Consider the following 15,294-nt stretch of genomic DNA (forward strand, 5'->3'; position numbering starts at 1 on the left):
CGGGCTGCTCCGCGGTCCACAGCCTCTGGAAGACCGGTCCGATGTACTGCATGTCTCTCGCCTCCTGCGTGCCGCCGAGCGCGACACCACTCATGACATTACGCTGGTGTCGCAACTGATGCAACCACCAATCGCGCTATGCTGGTGTCGTCCGTCGGAGGGAGTCGCACGTGGAGCCGGTCACACCCGATGCGCCGCCGGCGATCGCCGTCGTCCGCGACTTCGTGAACACCACCGACCGCGAGACCGGGGTCGACGAGATCGCGTCCCAGGCCGAGCTGACCCGCTGGCTGGTCGCGCGTGACCTGATGCCCCGAGCCTCTCGCGCGACGGCCGCGGACCACGAGGCGGCGTTCCGGCTCCGGGCGGGTCTGCGCCGCGCGCTCGAGGTCAACCACGACGGCGGACCCGCAGCGCTGCCCGAGCTGGCTGCCGTGCTGGCCGACCAGCCGGTGTCCCTGACCTGGACGACCGAGGGCGCTGCGCTCACGACCGAGGCGGCCGGCATCCGCGGCGCGCTGGCCCGGATCGCGATCGCGGCACACACGGCGACGACCGACGGCACCTGGCCGCGACTGAAGATCTGCTCGTGGGACGAGTGCGAGTGGGCCTACTACGACCACTCGAAGAACCGGTCCCGGCACTGGTGCGAGTACGGCTGCGGCAACAAGGTGAAGACCCGCGCCTACCGCGCCCGGAAGGCGGCCACCCGCTGAGCGGTCGCCCTCGTGCCGGAGTCGCGCTCGCTAGGGTCGGGTCGCATGACGGCTCTGCGCTTCTCCGGCCCGGTCCTGCCCGACGGCGAGCCACGCGACGTCTACGTCGTCGACGGGCTGGTCACCTTCGAGCAGCAGCCCGGCGCCGAGTCAGCGGGGGAGGGGTGGATCGTCCCCGGCCTGGTCGACGCCCACTGTCACGTCGGCCTTGATCCCGACGGCGGTGTGGACGAGGCGACCCAGGAGGAGCAGGCGACCGCCGACCGCGACGCGGGTGCGCTGCTGCTGCGTGACTGCGGCTCCCCGGTCGACACCCGCTGGATCCACGACCGGGAGGACCTCCCGCGGCTGATCCGTGCCGGCCGGCACATCGCCCGGACCAAGCGCTACATCCGCAACTACGCACACGAGGTCGAGCCCGACGAGCTCCCGGCGTACGTCGCCCAGGAAGCGCAGCGCGGCGACGGCTGGGTGAAGCTGGTCGGCGACTGGATCGACCGCGACGCCGGTGACCTCACGCCGTCGTTCCCGCCCGAGGCCTTCGCAGCGGCCATCGAGGTGGCGCACGCCCACGGCGCCAAGGTCACCGCGCACTGCTTCGGGGCCGAGGTGCTGCCCGGCCTGATCGACGCCGGCATCGACTGCATCGAGCACGGCACCGGCCTCACCCCCGACCTCGTCGACGCGATGGTCGCCGGTGGAACCGCACTCGTGCCGACCGTGATGCAGCTCAACAACTTCCCCGAGTACGCCGCCGCGGCCGGCGGCAAGTTCCCCGACTACGCCACGACCATGACCGACCTGCACACCCGCCGTCGCGACACCATCATGGCGGCCTACGAGGCGGGGGTCCCGATCTACGCCGGCACGGACGCCGGCGGGGTGCTGCCGCACGGCGGCATCGCCGGCGAGGTGCTGGAGCTCGCGGCCTACGGCATCCCCACCCACGACGCGCTCGGCGCCGCCAGCTGGCGCGCCCGCGGCTGGCTCGGCTGGAACCCCGTGCTCGAGGAGGGAGCGACGGCCGACTTCGTCGTCTACCCCCGTGACCCCCTCGCCGACCTCGAGGTGCTCCGCTCGCCGTCCCGGATCGTCCTCCGCGGCCGGGTCGTTGCCTGAACGACGGCCTCGACCAAAGAGTGGGACCGTGGTGTCAACCGCGACCGCGGCTCGTGTCTGTCTCCAGGTGGGACGTCGAACCGCAACGGGGGAGCGATGGGCACGACGGAGAGGCAGGGCTACGACGGATTCTTCCGCGCGTGCTACCTGCCCGTCGTGCGGACCGTCTTCCTGATCGTCCACGACAGGGCGCTCGCTGAAGACGTTGCCCAGGAGGCGTTCTACCGGTTGCTCAAGCACTGGCGTTCGGTCTCCACCTACGAGCTGCCCGAGGCGTGGATCCGCCGGGTCGCGATCCGGATCGCGGTGCGCGAGGTGCAACGGTCGGCTGCGCGGGCGATCAAGGAGCGGTGCGAGATCGTCGTCCAGCACGACGACCTGCCGGACCCTGACGTGGCCCGCGCCGTGCGCCAGCTCTCGCCCATGCAGCGCACCGCCGTCGTCCTCTACTACTGGGAGGACCGTCCGGTCGCCGAGATCGCCGACCTGCTCGAGGTCTCCGACGCCACGGTGAAGCAGCACCTGCACCGCGCCCGCTCCCGGCTCGCGGACCTGCTGAGCGAAGGGGTGACCGACCATGCTGGTTGAGGATCGTCTCCGCACCGCGCTCGCCGACCAGGCGGCCACGGTCCGGGCCGAGGCCGAGGGTCCGCTCGCGCTCGTACGACGTCGCCGGAACCGCCGGCTGACGGGCTGGGCGGCGGGGGCCGCTGCGGCCCTCGTCACGGTGGTCGCGACCACGGCGGTCCTGGTCGCGCGGCCGCTCGAGCAGCCGGAGCCGGCCGGGCCCCCCGCACACCGCGAGGACCCACCGGCCAGGGCGTTCCCGCTCGGCACCTACGCCCGCGACCTGGCCGCCGATGAGGCGCGCGCTGCGGGGTTCGGGCGGGCAGAGGTCCGTCACCTGTTCGGCGGGGGAGAGCAGGTGACGGTCCTCATGACCTTCCGCAGCCCATCCGAGAGCCAGCCGCGACGAAACGCGTGGGTGGTCCGGTTCGTGGGCGGGGACGGCGAGCGCCGGGTCCGTGACGGCGGCGACTTCCAGGTTGGGGACGACGGCGAGCTGGACATCACCAGCCTGTCGATCGAGTGCTTCGGCTGCGTCTACCACTTCGACTGGTCCCTCCAGCAGAACCGGCTGATCCTCGACGCGACAGCCGAAGCCCGCTCACCGGCGATGCAGGCACTGCTCGACGGCGGCACGTGGGAACGACAGCGACCCTGAGCCGCTCAATTCACCCCGGCCGCGCTGCGTCTGGCAGAATGCCCAGCTGAGTCGTGCGGACCCCGGACCCTCTCACCCGGTGCCCGCCCGCCCAGCGAGGATCCGGGCCTGGTACCCCACCCGGCGTACCGGTCCTCACCACCACACAACGTCCGAGGAGACACCACAGACGTGTCCGTCAAGATCCGTTTGAAGCGCCTGGGCAAGATCCGGGTGCCGCAGTACCGCATCGTCGTCGTCGACTCGCGCAAGAAGCGCGACGGTCGCGTGATCGAGGAGATCGGCAAGTACCACCCCAAGGAGGACCCGTCCTACATCGACGTGGTCTCCGACCGGGCGCAGTACTGGCTGGGCGTGGGCGCGCAGCCGAGCGACGCCGTCGCCGCCATCCTCAAGGTCACCGGCGACTGGCAGAAGTTCAAGGGCGAGCCGGGCGCCGAGGGCACCCTGAAGACCGCCGAGGCCAAGCGCGACAAGGCCGAGATCTTCAACGAGGCGCTCAAGGACGTCGCCAAGGAGCCCAAGGGCGAGGCGGTCACCAAGAAGGCGTCCAAGAAGGCCGAGCCGAAGGCGGAGCCCAAGGCCGAGGAGCCCAAGGCCGAGGAGCCCGAGGCCGAGCAGCCGAAGGCCGAGGAGCCGAAGGCCGAGGTCCCGGCCGCCGAGACCCCGGAGGGCGCGGCCGACCAGGCTGAGGCTTCCGAAGAGGTCACCGCCGAGGACGCCGGGAAGAGCGAGGCCTGAGCGCCGTGCTCGCCGACGCACTCGAGCACCTGGTGCGCGGGATCGTCGCGCACCCGGACGACGTGACCGTCCGTGACAAGCAGCTGCGGCGCGGCTCCCTGCTCGAGGTCCGGGTGAATCCCGAGGACCTCGGGAAGGTGATCGGCCGCGGCGGCCGTACGGCGACCGCGTTCCGCACCGTCGTGTCCGCGCTCGCCGGCCGCGGCGGCGCACGGATCGACTTCGTGGACGTCGACCGCGGTCGCTGACCTCAGTGTCGCGACCGGGCTTCGTGCGCGAGTCTGCCGCCTGGCGCGGGAAGCTTCCCGCGCCAGGCGGCGGTTTCCCCGCTCAGGCGGGGAAACCGACGGCCCCACCCCCATCCACCGACCATGCCTGAGATCGAGGTCGTGGTCGGGCGGATCGGGAAGCCGCACGGCATCCGTGGCGAGGTCACCGTCGACGTCCGCACAGACGAGCCGGACCGCCGCTACACGGTGGGCGCCACGCTGCGCGCCGAGCCCCCGCGGGGTGCGGCCGGGCGCCCGACGGCGCTCACGGTGGCCGGGACCCGCTGGCACCGAGGCGTCCTGCTCGCGCGCTTCGAGGAGCTGTCCGACCGGGACGCCGCCGAGGCCGCCCGGGGGACGGTGCTGCACGCCCTGATCGACGCCGACGCGCGCCCGGAGGACCCCGAGGAGTTCTACGACCACCAGCTCGTGGGGCTGGCCGCCGTCGACGTCGCCGGGGTCCCGTTGGGCGAGGTGGTCGCGCTCGTCCACGGCGGAGCGCAGGACCTGCTGAGCGTCCGCACGCCCGACGGTCGCGAGGCGCTGGTCCCCTTCGTCGCCGCCCTGGTGCCCGAGGTCGACCTGACCGGCCGACGGGTCGTGATCGACGACCGCCCCGGCCTGGTGTCCCCGCTCCCCGGCGACGAATGAGGCCCCGTGAGGCGCGTGTGACGACGCCAGGTGACGGTCAGGTCACGGTCGGAAACCGATGGATACGGTCCGATAACGATGCCGGTGTGGGTTCTTGCCCTCCCTTGTTACAGAGGCCAAGGTTGGCGCCGCTAAGCGTTTCATCATGCGCACCCCTTCCAAGGAGGACCTATGAAGGTCACCATGCCTTTGCGCGCGACAGCCGTAGCCGCGGCGCTCGCGCTCGGGCTCGCCGCCTGCGGTGGCGGCAGTAGCGACGACGACAGCTCGAGCAGCAGCGGCGAGCCGACCGGTCAGCCCGGCGGCGAGTACACCGCCTACGTGAGCGAGCCGACGTTCCTCGCCCCCAGCTCCAACTGCTACGAGTCCGAGTGCTCCAAGGTGCTCGACATGATCAACGACCCCCTGGTCACCACTGACTTCGAGAACGGCGAGCTGATCTACGACGGTCTCGCCGAGAGCATCGAGCCCAACGAGGACAACACCGTCTGGACGGTCACCCTCAAGGAGGGTCGCACCTTCCAGAACGGCGAGCCGGTCGACTCGGAGGCGTTCGAGCGCGCCTGGACCTACACCGCCGACCCGAAGAACGCGATGGCGACCGCCGGCTTCATGGCCCGCATCGACGGCGCGGGCGAGGGCAAGTCCCTGTCCGGGTTCGAGGTCGTCGACGAGCGCACCTTCGAGGTGACGCTCAGCGAGCCGTTCTCGCAGTTCGGCCAGCAGATGTCCTACGCTCCCGCGTTCGTGCCGATCGCCCAGGAGTGCCTCGACGACGTCAAGGCCTGCAACGAGGAGCCCATCGGTACCGGTCCCTACATGATGGACGGTCCGTGGCAGCACAACGAGAGCATCACGGTCACCAAGTGGCCCGACTACGCCGGAGACCAGCCGGCCACCGCCGACACGGTGACCTTCGCGATGTACGCGACCCCGAACGCCGCGTTCCGCGACGTCCAGAACGGTGGCCTCGACGTCTTCGACCTGGCCGCTGCCCCCGAGCTCTACCTCGAGGCCAAGGGTCAGTTCGGCGACGAGATCATCGAGGACCCGACGGCCTCGCTGACCTACCTGGGCTTCCCGACCAAGAAGGCACCGTTCGACAACCCGCAGGTGCGTCAGGCCATCTCGATGGCCATCGACCGCCAGCTGATCGTCGACCAGGTCCTCAACGGCCTGCCCTACCCGTCCACCGACATCGTGACCCCGCCCATCCCGGGCTCGCGTGACGACGCCTGTGACTACTGCACCTACGACCCCGAGCAGGCCAAGGCGCTGCTCGAGGAGGCCGGCGTCGACCCCGAGGGTGAGACCATCACCTTCTACTTCAACGCCGACGCCGGCCACGACCAGTGGGTCGAGGCCGCCGCGCGTCAGGTCCAGGAGAACCTCGGCTTCGACTACAAGCTCGAGGCGCAGGAGTGGGCTCAGTACCTGGAGTTCCTCGACGGCGAGTCCTTCACCGGTCCGTTCCGGCTGGGCTGGTCGCTGGACTACCCGTCGCCGGAGAACTACATCCGGCCGATCGTCGGCACCGGCGGTGACTCCAACTACACCGGTTACTCCAACCCCGAGGTCGACGACCTGGTGACCCAGGGCGACGCGGCCACCGACCTGGAGGAGGCCATCAGCCTCTACCAGCAGGCCGGAGACGTGGCGCTCGAGGACATGCCGATCATCCCGATGTGGAGCGGCTCGACCTCGATCATCCACTCCGACAACGTCGGTGACGTCCGGTACGACCAGGGCGACGGCGAGATCGCCTACAAGGAGATCTCGGTCACCCAGTGACACAGCGCCTGAGGTAACCTGCCACAGGCGACCAAAGCGGGGGTCGGGCCAGCGGCTCGGCCCCCGCAGTTTGGTTGCTCACACCGTGCGTCGCCGAAAGGGATCAGTATGGGGCGCTACATAGCCCGTCGACTCATCCAGTTCATCCCCGTGATCATCGGGACCCTGTTCCTTCTCCACCTGCTCAGCGTGCTGACGATCCAGATCGTGGGCGACCCGGTCCGGGCCCTCTTCGGCGAGAACGCCCCGCCGGACGAGGTCATCGCGGCCCTCCAGGCCCGCTACGGGCTCGACGACCCGTGCCTCGACACCACGGGCAACCCCTGCTTCGGCCTGTTCTTCGACCGGATGGGCCAGTACGCCCAGGGCGACTTCGGCGTCAACTTCCGCGAACGTCCGGTGACCGAGCTGTTCATGGAGCGGATCGGGGTCACCCTGCGGCTCACCGCCCTCGCGATCCTGTTCGAGAGCGTGATCGGCATCCTGATGGGCGTCCTCGCCGGCCTGAACAAGGACAAGTTCGTCGACAACCTGGTCCGCGTCCTCACCTCGGTGCTGGTGGCGTTCCCGACCTTCGTCTTCGGAACCCTGATGCTGCTGTTCCTCGGCCTCCAGTTCGGCCTCTACCTGCGCGAGAGCGACTGGGCGCCGGAGTGGCTCGGCCAGATGTTCCAGATCGGCTACAACCCCGACTACCCGTGGCTCAGCCTGTTCCTGCCCGGCATGGTGCTGGGTGCGTTCTCCCTGGCGGCCGTGGCGCGACTGACCCGGACCAGCCTGATCGAGAACCTCCGGTCCGACTACGTCCGCACCGCACGTGCCAAGGGCCTCACCACCCGCCGCACCATCGGCATCCACACGCTGCGCAACTCACTCATCCCCGTCGTGACGTTCATCGGCATCGACATCGGTGGGCTGATCGCCGGCGCGCTGATCACCGAGGGCATCTTCAACGTGCCCGGCATCGGACAGCTGATCTTCCTCAGCGTCCAGGCCAACGACACACCCGTCATCATCGGTGTGGTGACCATCCTGGTCGTCGTGTTCCTGGTGGCCAACCTGGTCGTCGACATCCTCTACGCCGCTCTCGACCCGAGGATCCGTTATGAGTGAAACCACCGCGGCACCGGCCGTGACCCCTGTCGAACCCGGTCCCGACTCCGGCCCGGACGCCGGGCGCACCCTGTGGGGCGACGTCCGCCACGAGCTGGTCCGCAACCCGATCTTCTGGTTCTCCGCAGTGCTCGTCGTGATCATCGTGCTGATGGCGTTCTTCCCGCAGATCTTCGCCTCCACCTCGCCCACCGAGAGCGGCGCCTGCCAGCTCGAGAACGCCCGGGTCAAGCCCACCGCCTCGCACCCGTTCGGCTACACCGTCGCCGGGTGCGACATGTGGGCCTCCCTGGTCTGGGGCACCAGCAAGTCGGTGCTCGTGGCCATCCTCGCCACCGCCGGGGTCGTCATCATCGGCGTCGTCGCCGGCACGGTCTCCGGCTGGTACGGCGGCCTCACCGACTCGATCGTCAGCCGGATCACTGACGTGTTCTTCGGGCTGCCGTTCATCCTCGGCGCGATCGTGTTCCTGGCGATCTTCCCGAAGCGCAACCTGTGGACCATCTCCGCGGTGCTGATCGTGCTCAGCTGGACCACGATCACCCGCGTGATGCGCGGATCGGTCATCGCCACCAAGCAGCGGGACTACGTCGACGCCGCCCGCGCGCTCGGTGCGGGTGACCTCTTCATCATCCGCAAGCACATCCTGGCCAACAGCATCGCGCCGGTGATCGTGCTCGCGACCATCTACGTGGGAACCTTCATCAGCGTCGAGGCGACGCTGACCTTCCTGGGGGTGGGCTACCAACGACCGACGGTGTCGTGGGGCCTCCTGGTCAACGAGGGCCAGACCCAGGCCCTGGCGGGCTTCTGGCACCTGCTCGTCTATCCCTGTGGCTTCATCGTGATCACCGTGCTCGCCTTCATCCTGCTCGGCGACGTGCTGCGTGACGCACTCGACCCCCGGACCCGGTGAGGACTGACCTGTGACAGACACCAAGACCGAGACCTCGACCGGACCCGCCAAGTCGCCGCTCAGCAGCATCAGCTTCGACCAGTCGGCGCCGCTGCTGGAGGTGGAGGACCTCCGGGTCGAGTTCCACACCCGCGACGGCGTCGCCAAGGCGGTCAACGGGGTGAACTTCACCCTGCGCGAGGGCGAGACGCTGGGCATCCTCGGCGAGTCCGGCTGCGGCAAGTCGGTGACCGCCCAGGCCATCATGGGCATCCTCGACACCCCTCCGGCGCAGATCGCCGGCGGCCAGGTGCGCTACCGCGGCGTCGACCTGCTCCAGATGGATGAGGACAAGCGCCGCCACGTGCGGGCCAACCGGATCGCCATGATCTTCCAGGACGCGCTGTCGTCGCTGAACCCGGTCTTCACCGTCGGCTGGCAGCTCGGCGAGCTGTTCCGCGTCCACCACGGCGCCAGCCGCAAGGAGGCGAAGGCCCGGGCCATCGAGATGCTGGAGATGGTCGGCATCCCCGCGGCCTCCGCGCGCGTGAACGACTTCCCGCACCAGTTCTCCGGAGGCATGCGGCAGCGCGTGATGATCGCGATGGCACTGGCCCTCAAGCCCGACGTGATCATCGCCGACGAGCCGACCACGGCGCTCGACGTCACCGTGCAGGCGCAGGTCATGCAGCTGCTGGCCGACCTCCAGCAGGAGATGAAGATGGGCCTCATCCTCATCACCCACGACATGGGCGTGGTCGCCGACGTGGCCGACAAGATCTGCGTGATGTACGCCGGCAACGCGGTCGAGCAGGCCGACGTCTACCAGATCTACGAGAGCCCGGCCCACCCCTACACCAAGGCGCTGCTCGAGTCGATCCCGCGCGTCGACCAGAAGGGCCAGGAGCTCATGGTGATCAAGGGGCTGCCGCCGGCACTGGTCGACCCGCCGCCGGGCTGCGCCTTCAACCCACGCTGCACCTACGCGCGTGACCGGTGCCGGACCGAGAAGCCGGAGCTGTACACCGTCCCCGGTGGCCGCTCCAGCGCCTGCCACTACTGGGAGGAGGTGCTCGCCCGGTGAGCACCACGACCGAGGTCCAGGGTCAGCAGGGTCCTGCGGCTCACGACGACGTCGTCCTGGAGGTCCGCGACGTCAAGAAGCACTTCCCACTCACCCAGGGGATCGTCTTCCAGCGCACCATCGGCCACGTCAAGGCGGTCGACGGCGTCTCCTTCGAGCTGCACAAGGGCGAGACCCTGGGCGTCGTGGGGGAGTCCGGCTGCGGCAAGTCGACCCTGGGCCGGCTGCTGATGGGCCTGGAGACCCCCACCGACGGCTCCATCAAGCTGCTCGGCCGCGAGATGGCCGGGCTCAAGCCCAGCGAGATGCGGCGGATGCGGCGGGACATCCAGATCGTGCTGCAGGACCCCTACTCCTCGCTCGACCCGCGGATGACGGTCGGCGACATCGTCGGCGAGCCGTTCCGCATCCACAAGGATGCGCTGGAGGGCCGCGACGAGCGCCAGGCGGTCAGGGACCTGCTCGACGTGGTCGGCCTCAACCCCGACCACATCAACCGCTACCCCCACCAGTTCTCGGGCGGGCAGCGGCAGCGGATCGGCATCGCGCGCTCGCTCACGCTCCGTCCCAAGGTCCTGGTCTGCGACGAGCCCGTCTCGGCGCTCGACGTGTCGGTGCAGGCGCAGGTGGTCAACCTCTTCGAGCGCCTCCAGGAGGAGTTCGGGCTGTCCTACGTGTTCATCGCCCACGACCTCTCGGTGGTGCGCCACATCTCCGACCGGGTGATGGTGATGTACCTCGGCAAGGCCGTCGAGCTCGGCAACGAGGACGAGATCTACGGCACGCCGACCCACCCCTACACCCAGGCCCTGCTCTCGGCGGTGCCGGTGCCGGACCCGCGGATGAAGGACCGGCGCGACCAGATCGTCCTGCAGGGCGACGTGCCGAGCCCGGCCAACCCGCCGTCGGGCTGCCGGTTCCGTACGCGCTGCTGGAAGGCCGAGGACGTCTGCGCCGAGGAGGAGCCGCTGCTCCAGATCCGGGACCGCTCCGACCACCCGTCGGCCTGTCACTTCGCCGCGCCGCGGGACGTCATCCACGCCGACCAGGTGGAGGACCTCTAGGGGTGAGTCTTCGCATCCGGTGGCGTGGACCGGCCGGGGCGCTGCTCCTGCTCTGCGGGCTCCTGGCGGGCTGTGCCTCCGAGGAGGAGCCGGCGGCACCCCCGACCTCCGGGTCGGGGGCAACGGGTGAGGAGAGCTCGGCGCCTCCCGGCGAGGTCGTCGGTCCGCCGACGCGCTCCGACGACCACCCGAAGTGGGACCCCGTCGAGGGGCTGTACGTGCCGCGCGACGACTTCGGCTCCGCGGTCGTCGGGCGGGACGTGTGGGTGCTCGGCGGCATGACCGGTGAGCGCGGCAACCGGCTCCTCTCCATCGAGGTCCTCGACACCCGGACGCGGGAGTGGGAGACCTCCGATGTCGAGATGCCGGTCGGCATCGCGTCGTTCGAGTCGGTCGCCGTGGGGCCGAGGATCTACTCCTTCGGCGGGCTCGACCACGACAACGACGCGACCGACTTCTCCGGCGTCCTCGACACCCGCACCGGGACGTGGCGCGAGCTGCCGCCGCTGCCGCACCGCCGCTACGCCCACACCGTCACCGCGTGGGACGGCAGGTTCTACGTGATCGGTGGGCGCGACGACGAGGGGCGGGTGACCGCCACCGACGTGTTCGACCCACGGACGGAGACCTGGACCACCACGAAGACGCCGATGGCCCACGCCCGTGACTCCCACGACACGGTCGCCACGCCCGAGGGGCTGATGGTCGTCGGCGGGTGGCGCGGCTACGGCCCCACCGATCTGGTCGACCTCTACGACCCCCGCACCGACACCTGGAGCCCCGGACCCCGGCTGCCGAGACCGGTCTCGCGTGCCGGCGTCACGGTCGCCGACGGCAGCGTCTGGGTCTCCTACCACGAGCTGTCCTACGTCCTCGACCTCCGGACGGGCCGCTGGGAGGAGGCCAACGCGCTCCCGCTGCCGCGTCACGGGCTCGGCTACGTCACCGTCGGTGACGCCATCTTCGCGATCGGGGGGTGCGCGCTCAACCCGCTGCGCGACGTCCGCGACGTGGACGCGATCAGGCTCTAGCGATGAGGGTCGACGTCGTCACGATCTTCCCCGACTACCTGGCGCCGTTGGGGCTCTCGCTCCCCGGCAAGGCGCGCGATCGGGGCCTGCTGGACGTCCACGTCCACGACCTCCGCGGGTGGACCCACGACCGGCACCGCACCGTCGACGACACCCCCTACGGAGGCGGCGCCGGCATGGTGATGAAGCCGGAGCCGTGGGGCGAGGCCCTCGACGCGGTGCTCACGCCCGGCGCCACCCTCGTGGTCCCGACGCCCGGAGGAGCCCCGTTCACCCAGGCCCTCGCCCGCGAGCTCGCGGCGCGCGAGCACCTGGTGGTCGCCTGCGGTCGCTACGAGGGCATCGACCAGCGGGTCACCGACCACTACGCCGACACCCACGACGTCCGTGAGCTCTCCATCGGCGACTACGTCCTCAACGGGGGAGAGGTGGCGGCCCTCGTCGTGGTCGAGGCCGTCGCCCGGCTGCTGCCCGGGTTCATGGGCAACGCCGAGTCGTTGCTGGAGGAGTCCCACGAGGCGGGCCTGCTCGAGTACCCCGGGTACACCAAGCCCGCCCGCTGGCGGGGGCACGACGTACCGCCGGTGCTGCTGTCCGGCGACCACGCGGCCATCGCGGCCTGGCGGCACGCGGAGTCGGTGCGCCGCACGGTGACCCGGCGTCCGGACCTGCTCCCTCCCACGGTCCTGCCCACGGGCGAGGAGCTCCGGCCGGCGGTGCCGGCCGACGCCGGCGAGCTGCTCACCCTGCAGCGCGCGTGCTGGGTGCAGGAGCAGCAGGCCAACCCCGACACCTGGGTCCCGGCCCTGCACGAGACCCTCGACGACGTGCGCCGCTGGCTGCCGGAGTGGACCGTGCTGGTCCTACGCCGCGACGGTCGGCTGGTCGGCGCGGCCCGCGCCCGGCTCGAGGGGGAGGAGTGGGACGTCGGTCGACTGATGGTCGCGCCCGACCTGCAGGGCCAGGGGCTCGGCCGGGTCCTGCTGCAGGCGATCGAGGCAGCGGCGCCGGCCGACGCCACGACGTACTCCCTCTTCACCGGGTCCCAGAGCGTCGACAACCACCGCTTCTACCGGCGCGCCGGCTACCGGCTCCGCGGCGAGGACCCCGACGTCCCGGGTGCGGTGAGGCTGACCAAGCCGGTGCGGTGAGGCGCCCTGCGACGCCGAATTTCGCGGAGGCGCGAGGCTCTGGCAGACTTGCCCCTCGGCCCCGTCGGCCAGAACCGGGTCTCCTCGAGGACGTCAGTCCGGCAGGGAGGCCTGCGTCTTGCTCCTGCCACAGGGGGAGCCGGACGCCGCCGGCCACCACGACCGGGCCAACCTGAGTCGACACCCTCGATTCCGCGGCTGACCTGTGGCACTCGCGAGGAGAGACATGAACCACGTGATCGCCGAGCTGGGCGCCCAGGTCAAGCGGGACGACATCCCCGACTTCCGCGCCGGTGACACCGTCAACGTCCACGTCAAGGTGGTCGAGGGCAACCGGTCCCGCATCCAGCAGTTCCAGGGCGTCGTCATCCGCGTCCAGGGCTCCGGCGTGGGCCGCACCTTCACCGTCCGCAAGGTCTCCTTCGGCGTGGGTGTCGAGCGGACCTTCCCGCTGCACTCCCCGATCTTCGACAAGATCGAGGTCGTGACCCGCGGCGACGTCCGCCGGGCGAAGCTCTACTACCTGCGCAACCTGCGCGGCAAGGCCGCCAAGATCAAGGAGCGCCGGGAGTCCTGAGACCCGTGCTTCGGGCTCTGGTTAGGCTCTGCCAGTGACCTCTGACGACCGCGGCACCGCCGCGTCCCCCGTCTCCGACGGGGACGGACCTCGGAGGTCGCGCACCCGGTCGGGCAAGCAGAAGAAGCACCTGCCCCTGTGGCAGGAGACCATCCTGCTGCTCCTCCTGGCGCTCGTGCTCGCCGTCGGCATCAAGGCGTTCCTGGCCCAGGCGTTCTACATCCCCTCGGAGTCGATGGAGCCCGGGCTGATCCGCAACGACCGGATCCTCGTCGAGAAGGTCTCCTACTGGTTCGGCGGCGAGCCCCAGCGGGGCGACATCGTCGTCTTCCAGGACCCCGGCGGCTGGCTGACCGACGCCGAGGCCGCCGGCCCCGACAACCCGGTGGCCAAGGCGATGGCCGCGGTCGGGCTCTACCCCGAGGGCGGGCACCTGGTGAAGCGGGTGATCGGCGTCGCCGGCGACACCATCACGTGCTGTGACGACCAGGGCCGGATCCTGGTCAACGGTGAGCCGCTCGACGAGGACGCCTACATCCGCGAGCAGGGGATCCGCTGCAACGGGCCGATGGTCGGCAACTGCGACTGGGAGGCCGGTCCGGTCCCCGAGGGGCACGTGTTCGTGATGGGCGACAACCGGGGGCACTCCGCCGACTCCTCGGTGCACATCTGCCGGCCCGACCAGACCGACTGCGTTCCGGGGGACGAGTTCGTCCCCAACGACCTCGTGGTCGGGAAGGTGTTCGTGCTGCTCTGGCCCCTCCAGCGGTTCGACCTGACGCAACGCCCCGAGTCCTTCGCGGACGTGCCCGACCCCTCCTAGGACGCTCCGGTGTCGCACCTGCCCCGAGGTCTCACCGTCCGGCGTGACGCCGGGCTCTACGGCTACGAGCGCGCCCTGCGTCGGGTCGGCATCGACCCGGTCGCCGGTGTCGACGAGGCCGGCCGCGGCGCCTGCGCCGGTCCCCTCGTCGCGGCGGCCGCGGTGCTGCCCGCGGGGCGCGCCGGGATCGTCCCCGGTCTCGCCGACTCCAAGCTGCTCACCGAGCGCGCACGGGAGCGCTGCTACGCGCAGGTGGTGAGACGGGCGCTCGCCTGGTCGGTCGTCGTCATCGAGTCGGACGAGTGCGACCGGCTGGGCATGCACGTCGCCAACGTGGAGGCGCTGCGACGGGCCGTCGCGCTGCTCGACCTGCCGCCGGCGTACGTGCTGACCGACGGGTTCCCCGTCGACGGGCTCGGTGTCCCCGGCCTCGCGGTGTGGAAGGGCGACCGGGTCGCGGCATGCATCTCGGCGGCCAGCGTGCTGGCGAAGGTGACCCGGGACCGGATCATGACGGGCCTCCACGACCGGTTCCCGGCGTACGACTTCAAGACCCACAAGGGGTACATCACCGACGTCCACGCAGCGGCGCTGACCGCCCACGGGCCCTGCCCGGAGCACCGGATGCGCTTCGTGAACGTACGGCGGGCCGCGGGCCTCGAGCCGCTGCCCGATGTGCAGAATGAGGAGCCGGTGGGGGAGCTGGTCGACACGCCGTACAGGGAGACGTCATGAGCGCTGAGGACCTCGAGAAGTACGAGACCGAGATGGAGCTGACGCTCTACCGCGAGTACCGCGACGTCGTCCGCATCTTCAAGTACGTCGTCGAGACCGACCGGCGCTTCTACCTGTGCAACCAGGTGGACGTGAAGGCGCGCACCGAGTCCGGTGACGTGTTCTTCGAGGTGACCATGACCGACGCCTGGGTGTGGGACATGTACCGACCTGCGCGGTTCGCCCGCAACGTCAAGGTGCTGACCTTCAAGGACGTCAACGTCGAGGAGCTCTCGCCTCAGGAGATCGACCCTCCGAAGGGCTAGACCC

The 15,294-nt window shown here is 70.4% G+C and carries 17 protein-coding genes and 1 pseudogene; all 18 read left to right on the forward strand.

All coding sequences use genetic code 11. The features are described from left to right. The first annotated feature begins 170 nt into the window (after positions 1-170). The 18 genes and pseudogenes from ACQ1X7_RS14690 to ACQ1X7_RS14775 all read left to right on the forward strand — a co-directional run bounded on the left by ACQ1X7_RS14690 (position 171) and on the right by ACQ1X7_RS14775 (position 15,290). Positions 171-716 carry a CGNR zinc finger domain-containing protein gene (locus ACQ1X7_RS14690; RefSeq protein ID WP_432478959.1) on the forward strand — a complete coding sequence of 182 codons (546 nt, stop codon included), beginning with the start codon at positions 171-173 and terminating at the stop codon, positions 714-716. A 45-nt stretch (positions 717-761) separates the two neighbouring features. Continuing rightward, positions 762-1,835: an amidohydrolase family protein gene (locus ACQ1X7_RS14695; RefSeq protein WP_432478960.1), complete on the forward strand. Its 1,074-nt coding sequence runs from the start codon at positions 762-764 to the stop codon at positions 1,833-1,835. A gap of 96 nt (positions 1,836-1,931) precedes the next feature. After that, positions 1,932-2,423, forward strand: a complete 492-nt coding sequence (locus ACQ1X7_RS14700) for an RNA polymerase sigma factor (protein ID WP_432478961.1) — start codon at positions 1,932-1,934, stop codon at positions 2,421-2,423. Then, on the forward strand, positions 2,413-3,060 hold the full coding sequence (locus ACQ1X7_RS14705; RefSeq protein WP_432478962.1) for a hypothetical protein: 648 nt from the start codon (positions 2,413-2,415) through the stop codon (positions 3,058-3,060). The genes ACQ1X7_RS14700 and ACQ1X7_RS14705 overlap by 11 nt, the downstream gene beginning before the upstream one ends. Before the next feature lie 171 nt (positions 3,061-3,231). Next, a pseudogene (gene rpsP, locus ACQ1X7_RS14710) lies at positions 3,232-3,681 on the forward strand (30S ribosomal protein S16); the annotation flags it as partial. A 125-nt stretch (positions 3,682-3,806) separates the two neighbouring features. After that, positions 3,807-4,049, forward strand: a complete 243-nt coding sequence (locus ACQ1X7_RS14715; RefSeq protein ID WP_432478963.1) for an RNA-binding protein — start codon at positions 3,807-3,809, stop codon at positions 4,047-4,049. 123 nt (positions 4,050-4,172) lie between these two features. Then, the gene (gene rimM / locus ACQ1X7_RS14720; protein ID WP_432478964.1) at positions 4,173-4,721 is read left to right on the forward strand and encodes a ribosome maturation factor RimM; all 549 of its coding nucleotides are present in this window, start codon (positions 4,173-4,175) and stop codon (positions 4,719-4,721) included. A 171-nt stretch (positions 4,722-4,892) separates the two neighbouring features. Then, positions 4,893-6,512 (forward strand): peptide ABC transporter substrate-binding protein, encoded by a 1,620-nt coding sequence (locus ACQ1X7_RS14725; RefSeq protein WP_432478965.1) that lies wholly within the window; start codon positions 4,893-4,895, stop codon positions 6,510-6,512. Between the two features lie 108 nt (positions 6,513-6,620). After that, positions 6,621-7,625: an ABC transporter permease gene (locus ACQ1X7_RS14730; RefSeq protein ID WP_432478966.1), complete on the forward strand. Its 1,005-nt coding sequence runs from the start codon at positions 6,621-6,623 to the stop codon at positions 7,623-7,625. Continuing rightward, entirely contained in the window at positions 7,618-8,541 is a 924-nt protein-coding gene (locus tag ACQ1X7_RS14735) for an ABC transporter permease (RefSeq protein ID WP_432478967.1), read from the forward strand. The genes ACQ1X7_RS14730 and ACQ1X7_RS14735 overlap by 8 nt, the downstream gene beginning before the upstream one ends. A 67-nt stretch (positions 8,542-8,608) precedes the next feature. Then, positions 8,609-9,604, forward strand: coding sequence for an ABC transporter ATP-binding protein (locus ACQ1X7_RS14740; RefSeq protein ID WP_432479076.1), 996 nt, complete (start codon positions 8,609-8,611; stop codon positions 9,602-9,604). Then, positions 9,601-10,668, forward strand: coding sequence for an ABC transporter ATP-binding protein (locus ACQ1X7_RS14745; protein ID WP_432478968.1), 1,068 nt, complete (start codon positions 9,601-9,603; stop codon positions 10,666-10,668). The genes ACQ1X7_RS14740 and ACQ1X7_RS14745 overlap by 4 nt, the downstream gene beginning before the upstream one ends. 2 nt (positions 10,669-10,670) lie before the next feature. Further along, complete coding sequence (locus tag ACQ1X7_RS14750; protein ID WP_432478969.1) at positions 10,671-11,699, forward strand: Kelch repeat-containing protein; 1,029 nt, start codon at positions 10,671-10,673, stop codon at positions 11,697-11,699. A 2-nt stretch (positions 11,700-11,701) separates the two neighbouring features. Next, complete coding sequence (gene trmD, locus ACQ1X7_RS14755) at positions 11,702-12,850, forward strand: tRNA (guanosine(37)-N1)-methyltransferase TrmD (RefSeq protein WP_432478970.1); 1,149 nt, start codon at positions 11,702-11,704, stop codon at positions 12,848-12,850. Positions 12,851-13,076: 226 nt separating this feature from the next. Next, positions 13,077-13,427: a 50S ribosomal protein L19 gene (gene rplS / locus ACQ1X7_RS14760; RefSeq protein WP_432478971.1), complete on the forward strand. Its 351-nt coding sequence runs from the start codon at positions 13,077-13,079 to the stop codon at positions 13,425-13,427. A 34-nt stretch (positions 13,428-13,461) separates the two neighbouring features. Beyond that, positions 13,462-14,250 (forward strand): signal peptidase I, encoded by a 789-nt coding sequence (lepB, locus tag ACQ1X7_RS14765; protein ID WP_432478972.1) that lies wholly within the window; start codon positions 13,462-13,464, stop codon positions 14,248-14,250. A 9-nt stretch (positions 14,251-14,259) separates the two neighbouring features. Then, entirely contained in the window at positions 14,260-14,985 is a 726-nt protein-coding gene (locus ACQ1X7_RS14770; RefSeq protein WP_432478973.1) for a ribonuclease HII, read from the forward strand. Next, positions 14,982-15,290: a DUF2469 domain-containing protein gene (locus tag ACQ1X7_RS14775; protein ID WP_432478974.1), complete on the forward strand. Its 309-nt coding sequence runs from the start codon at positions 14,982-14,984 to the stop codon at positions 15,288-15,290. The genes ACQ1X7_RS14770 and ACQ1X7_RS14775 overlap by 4 nt, the downstream gene beginning before the upstream one ends. Positions 15,291-15,294 lie beyond the last annotated feature (4 nt).

The sequence above is a fragment of the Nocardioides sp. GXQ0305 genome, assembly GCF_050880345.1.
In the GTDB taxonomy this organism is placed as follows: domain Bacteria; phylum Actinomycetota; class Actinomycetes; order Propionibacteriales; family Nocardioidaceae; genus Nocardioides.